Origin of the sequence: Enterococcus italicus DSM 15952, from assembly GCF_000185365.1 — a bacterium.
Taxonomy (GTDB): domain Bacteria; phylum Bacillota; class Bacilli; order Lactobacillales; family Enterococcaceae; genus Enterococcus_G; species Enterococcus_G italicus.
The window spans coordinates 844,906-850,339 of record NZ_GL622241.1; the positions used below are offsets into that span (position 1 = coordinate 844,906).

Here is a 5,434-nt window from a genome sequence, read left to right on the forward strand (position 1 = left end):
AACAAATCCAAAAGGTTTTCTCAAACTTTTGGATTTGTTGGCTTTTTTATTGTGGCTATGTTCAAATTCTTTTATGAAATGGCTCGTTCATCAGTGGCACTAAAATACTCGTGATACGCTTTTTCTTGTGATTGTAACAGCTGATCGATGGTCACGAGTTGGTACCCTTGTTGCTTGAGCCAATGAATAATTTTTGGTAAGGCAGTGACGGTACTTGGCTGAATATCATGCATGAGAATAATGCCATTATCAATAATCGTTTGTTGAATTTGCGTGAGTGTTTTTTCAACATCTTTACTTGCCCAATCTCTAGAATCAACGTCCCACTGAATAATTGGTCGTCCTGCTGTTTGGGCTACGGTGGCATTCACTGCACCATAGGGAGGACGTACGAGTTTAGGTAGTTTGCCAGTAGCAAGATAAATTGCCTTGTCTGTATCTGTCAGCTCTTTTTGAATGGTAGCTAGTGGATAGCTTGGCAATTTGTAATGGTGATAGGTATGGCTGCCAATTTCATGTCCTTCATCCGCTACTCGTTTGACGAGTGTTGGGTAGCGCTCGGAGTTACTGCCTAATTGGAAGAAGGTGGCATGGACATTGTTATCCTTTAATGTGTCCAATATAGCGGGTGTTGTATTTGGGTCAGGGCCATCATCAAAGGTTAGGGCAATTTGTTTTTGATTTTCTTCGTTTTTTGGTGTCAACGACTGTGCCAAACTTGGATCAAGATACGATAAATCAAGGGCGGTCGCAAGTTGTGTAGTATAGGGTAAATGCACGGTTGTTTCTTCTAAGGCACCTTGCTTAGCAACTGTCACCGTCAATTCTTTGGGTGAATAGGTGATGGGCGTTTGCCATGTAAAAGCTGGGATTGCGAGCACGTCATCGAGTATGGCTTTTGGATTGCTTGCTTGATCGAGTAAGGCTTGTTGGGCCAACGTACGAATGACGGCTAGATTTTGTTCGTTATTTTGTAAGAGCAGTTGACTAGTAATGGGTGCACCTGTTTGTGCTTGAATGTAGATCGTCTTTATTTTTTTTTGCTGTTGTTGGACGAAAGCTTTTTTCCGAATATTCCATTGATAGTGTGTAATGCCGGCTTGGACTTTGCTGGCGTTTGGCGCATAGGACTGGACGTGGATATAAGAAAGCCAAAAATTATCACTGTTTTTATTCCATTTTTTGGTGATTGTTTGAAATTGACTGGTGATCTCTTCTTTGATATTGCTAGGAATAGCGGTATCACGTAAGTCGACAGCATAACTTTTTTCATCAGTAACTTGTATGGCCGACTCTTTTTGGAAATAAGATTGTTTGGCTTGACTAATCAGTTGAGATTTAGCAGCTGCTTGTTGTTTGGCGATGGTTTCTTGGTTGACTGTAGCAATTAAGTAAAAACTAGCAGGTAGAATAATCCCCAGTAACAGCACGAGTAATCCGATAAACGTCCATTTATTTGTTAAAAAAGCAACGGTTTGCTTTGATGTTGTCTTTTTGGTGTGGCTACGAAATTTTTCTGACATAATTTCCTCCAAAGTGAAATATCATAGAAATAATTGTAACATTTTTGTAAAATAAATACAAAAGACTTCATCTTTTAAGCGATTAAAAGCCAAAAGATGAAGTCTTTGATTATCTGGATAAATAGAAGCAGTCAGAAAAGCTAGGCTTAGGCTTCTTTAGTAATTTTTGTCAGTCCGCCCATGTATTTTACAAGTACGTCAGGGATTGTCACGCTACCGTCTGCATTTTGGTAGTTTTCTAAGACAGCTGCAACAGTGCGTCCAACGGCTAAGCCTGAGCCATTTAATGTATGGACATAGCGGATTTTACCATTGCTGTCGCGGTAACGAATCATGGCACGGCGCGCTTGGAAATCCTCGGTATTTGAACAAGAACTGATTTCGCGGTACGTATTTTGGGCAGGAATCCATACTTCTAAGTCATATGTTTTCGCTGCAGAGAAGCCCATATCCCCAGTAGAAAGGGCAACGACACGGTAAGGAAGTTCTAGTTTTTGTAAAATTTCTTCTGCATTTTGAGTCATTTTTTCTAATTCTTCATATGAATGATCCGCATCACTGAATTTAACCATTTCTACTTTGTTAAATTGATGTAGACGGATTAATCCGCGAGTATCACGACCAGCACTACCAGCTTCAGAACGGAAAGAAGGGCTTAGTGCGGTAAAGTAGATGGGCAAATCTTTTTCATCCAAAATTTCTTGACTGTAAAAATTGGTCAAAGGAACTTCAGCAGTTGGGATAAGTGTTAAGTCGGTATTTTCTAGTTGGAAGACATCTTCTTTGAATTTTGGAAATTGTCCTGTACCAAACATTGCTTGACTGTTTACAATATAAGGGGTAATCATTTCTGTGTAGCCTTGTTCATAGACATGGAGATCCAGCATAAAGTTGTAAAGGGCGCGTTCTAGGCGAGCACCTAGACCTTTGTAATAGACAAAACGGCTACCTGAAACTTTTGCACCACGTTCAAAGTCGAGAATACCAAGATCTTCCGCTACTTCCCAATGGGGTTTTGGTTCAAAGTCAAATTCACGCGTTTTATGCCAACGACGTACTTCAACATTGTCCTCTTCATCCGCACCAATAGGTACACTGTCATCAGGAATATTTGGCAAAGTAACAGCTATTTGCGTTAATTTTTCATCAATCGTCGCTAAAGTGCCATCAAGTTCTTTAATTTTTTGCCCGACTTGCTTCATTTCTTCAATTTTTTCGGTTGCGTCTTCTTTGGTTCTTTTTAGTTGGGCGATTTCGGCAGAGACATCATTACGGTGTTTTTTTAGTTCTTCTGTTTCGACCAATAAACGGCGGCGTTCTTCATCCAGTCCGACAAATTCGTTGATTTTGTCTTCAGCGACGCCTCTCGTGGCTAATTTTTCTTTTACTTGTTCAATGTTTTGACGAATCACTTTAATGTCTAACATTTTTGTTCCTCCTTAGCTTAATTGTATAAAAAAAGACTACTCCATCCCGAAAAAATTGCTTGGGACGAAGTAGTTATTCGCGGTACCACCCAAGTTCAGCCTAGTGCTGCCCTTGAAATCTCGTAACCTGAGAAAAGGATCTTTCTTTCAAAAGATACATACAATAGAACTGGATTCCAGTCTTGCTCAATGCTAATTTGCACCAACCATTAGCTCTCTTTAAAAGACACAATCTGTACTAGGTTCAATGTTGAACTATTAAATTTTCTCTAGCATAGCGGAAAATAGATTATTCGTCAACTATTGTCTTAGTGAGAGGCTTTGTCGCTTCAATAGGTAAATGAATAATGAAAGAAGTCCACTGCGGATTGGATGTGGCATAGATGTAGCCACCATGTAGGGCGACAATGCTTTGCGCGATGGCCAATCCTAATCCTGTGCCGCCTGTTTCTTGTGAGCGCGACTCTTCCACGCGATAGAAGCGATCAAACAACAGATCTAAGGACCGTTTTGGAATCATTTTGCCGTTATTTTTGACCGTAATGACCGCTTCGGTACCGACTTTTTCGACCGACATGATAATGGTATCGGCATTTTTCCCGTATTTAAAGGCATTCGTTAATAAGTTACTAAAGACGCGTACCAATTTTTCTGTATCGCCATCCATCATCATTTGCTCAGGATTGGCCACGGTCTGAATGGCGATGCCTTTTTTATTCGCTTCTAGTTCAAAATCAGCCGCCAATTGTTCAATGAGTTGCACCATATCAAATGAAATGACATGAAGCGGGTTACTTGGCTGTCTGACTTTCGTGTATTCAAATAAATCGTCTACCAAAGACTTCATTTGTTTGGCTTTAATATAGGCCGTGTGGGTATATTTCAATAAATCCTCTTCAGAACGATACTGGCGGTCTTCAATTAAACCTAAATAACCGATGATTGACGTCAGTGGTGTGCGAATATCGTGGCTGACATTGGTGATTAATTCATCCTTAGACTTTTCAATCCGGCGCTCATCTTCAATGGCAGCAACCGTACTATCCACTAGGCCGTTGACACTGGTCACGACACGGTTAAGGTCACCGCTTAGTTCAAAGGGGATGCGGTGGTCGTAGTTTCCATCAGCAATGTAGTGCAGTTCACTAATAATGTGACGTAGCTGCATTTGATGGTAACGACGGATCAAGCGCCAATACAGCACAATACCATCTAATAGTAGAAAGAGTGGAAATAAAATATAGCGAGCATTCAAAAAAATATCTGTCTTGAAGTTTTCCGCAAAGATAAACCGTGCTTGGAAGACCGCATCTTGTAAAGAGGGGGCACTATTTACCAAGTTTGAAAGAATGACGACAATTGCGACATTTAATAGTAGAAGTAAGACGATGGTCACGATTGCTTCTGCAAATAGCTCGCTAATTTCCTTGGAAGTTAATACGACACGTTTATGAGAATCATTTCGCATCAATTTTGTAACCTACACCCCAGACCGTTTGAATAATTTTTTCGCCACCGGTTGCTTCTTCAATTTTATCCCGCAGATGACTGACGTGAACCATCACTGTTTTTGCGGAAACGACACTTTCTTGTTTCCAAACACGTTCAAAAATTTCGTCCGCGCTGAAAACACGATTCGGATGAGAAGCAAGCAGGTAGAGAATACCAAATTCAAGAGCTGTTAATTGGATGTCCTTTCCATCTAATGTCTTTACTTCATGTGAATCACGATTAATAATAAGAGAACTTACTTCAAGTACATCAGGTTGATCCGCCGTTACTTGCATGGTACTGCGACGCAAAAGTGACTTCACGCGAGCCATTACTTCTAATGGATTAAAAGGTTTTGTCACGTAATCGTCCGCACCAGCAACCAATCCTTTGATTTTATCCATATCCGTTGTTTTAGCAGTTAGCAAAATAATAGGGAGTTGCGATTCTTTTCGTAAAATTTTTACGACCTGCATGCCATCTACTTCAGGCATCATGATATCTAAAATTAATAGTTCAATATCATTGATGGTTCGAACTTTCGAAAGAGCTTCACGACCGTTATATGCTTGAATTGGCTCATACCCTTCATTTTTTAAATAAATACTCAATAGTTCAACGATCTCTTTATCATCATCAGCGACTAAAATCTTCATGTACAAACTCCTCCTATATCATTGTTCCATTCATTTATGTATAGTGTATCATCAAAAGTAAGAATAGAAAAATTTGATTAAAAAATTTAAGAGATATTAATAAAAATAACAGTAAAGGTTTATTTCCGAACGAAAATTTCCATTCAAGTCTATAAGTTGACTATAAATAAGAAGAAAACGAATGAATGGAGAGGGAAACTTGAAAATCAAGAATGGTACACGAACGTTGGTCTATCAAGGATTTCAGTTGACTAATCTTAAAAAACTTGTTATATTAATAGACGTCTTAAAAAGAGAGCTTCATTTGAAATTTTATTTTTAAAAAGTGTTGACGAGC

4 protein-coding genes and 1 other annotated feature are annotated in these 5,434 nt (G+C 39.4%); all 4 genes read right to left on the minus strand.

Annotated elements, in window-relative coordinates:
• Nucleotides 1-71: 71 nt before the first annotated feature.
• Nucleotides 72-1,523 carry a polysaccharide deacetylase family protein gene (locus HMPREF9088_RS03965; RefSeq protein WP_007207858.1) on the minus strand — a complete coding sequence of 484 codons (1,452 nt, stop codon included), beginning with the start codon at nt 1,521-1,523 and terminating at the stop codon, nt 72-74.
• 146 nt (nt 1,524-1,669) lie between these two features.
• Nucleotides 1,670-2,950 carry a serine--tRNA ligase gene (gene serS, locus HMPREF9088_RS03970; RefSeq protein ID WP_007207859.1) on the minus strand — a complete coding sequence of 427 codons (1,281 nt, stop codon included), beginning with the start codon at nt 2,948-2,950 and terminating at the stop codon, nt 1,670-1,672.
• Between the two features lie 57 nt (nt 2,951-3,007).
• Nucleotides 3,008-3,205 (minus strand) — a binding site (T-box leader).
• A 34-nt stretch (nt 3,206-3,239) separates the two neighbouring features.
• Nucleotides 3,240-4,418 (minus strand): sensor histidine kinase, encoded by a 1,179-nt coding sequence (locus HMPREF9088_RS03975; protein ID WP_007207860.1) that lies wholly within the window; start codon nt 4,416-4,418, stop codon nt 3,240-3,242.
• On the minus strand, nt 4,408-5,097 hold the full coding sequence (gene croR / locus HMPREF9088_RS03980; RefSeq protein WP_007207861.1) for a response regulator transcription factor CroR: 690 nt from the start codon (nt 5,095-5,097) through the stop codon (nt 4,408-4,410). Before croR ends, HMPREF9088_RS03975 begins: the two co-directional genes overlap by 11 nt.
• Nucleotides 5,098-5,434: the final 337 nt, after the last annotated feature.

What these genes read in the sequence shown, in the direction of transcription:
- HMPREF9088_RS03965 (WP_007207858.1), bottom strand. Translation starts at nt 1,523, where the DNA reads ATGTCAGAAAAATTTCGTAGCCACACCAAAAAGACAACATCAAAGCAA.
- serS (WP_007207859.1), bottom strand. Translation starts at nt 2,950, where the DNA reads ATGTTAGACATTAAAGTGATTCGTCAAAACATTGAACAAGTAAAAGAA.
- HMPREF9088_RS03975 (WP_007207860.1), bottom strand. Translation starts at nt 4,418, where the DNA reads ATGCGAAATGATTCTCATAAACGTGTCGTATTAACTTCCAAGGAAATT.
- croR (WP_007207861.1), bottom strand. Translation starts at nt 5,097, where the DNA reads ATGAAGATTTTAGTCGCTGATGATGATAAAGAGATCGTTGAACTATTG.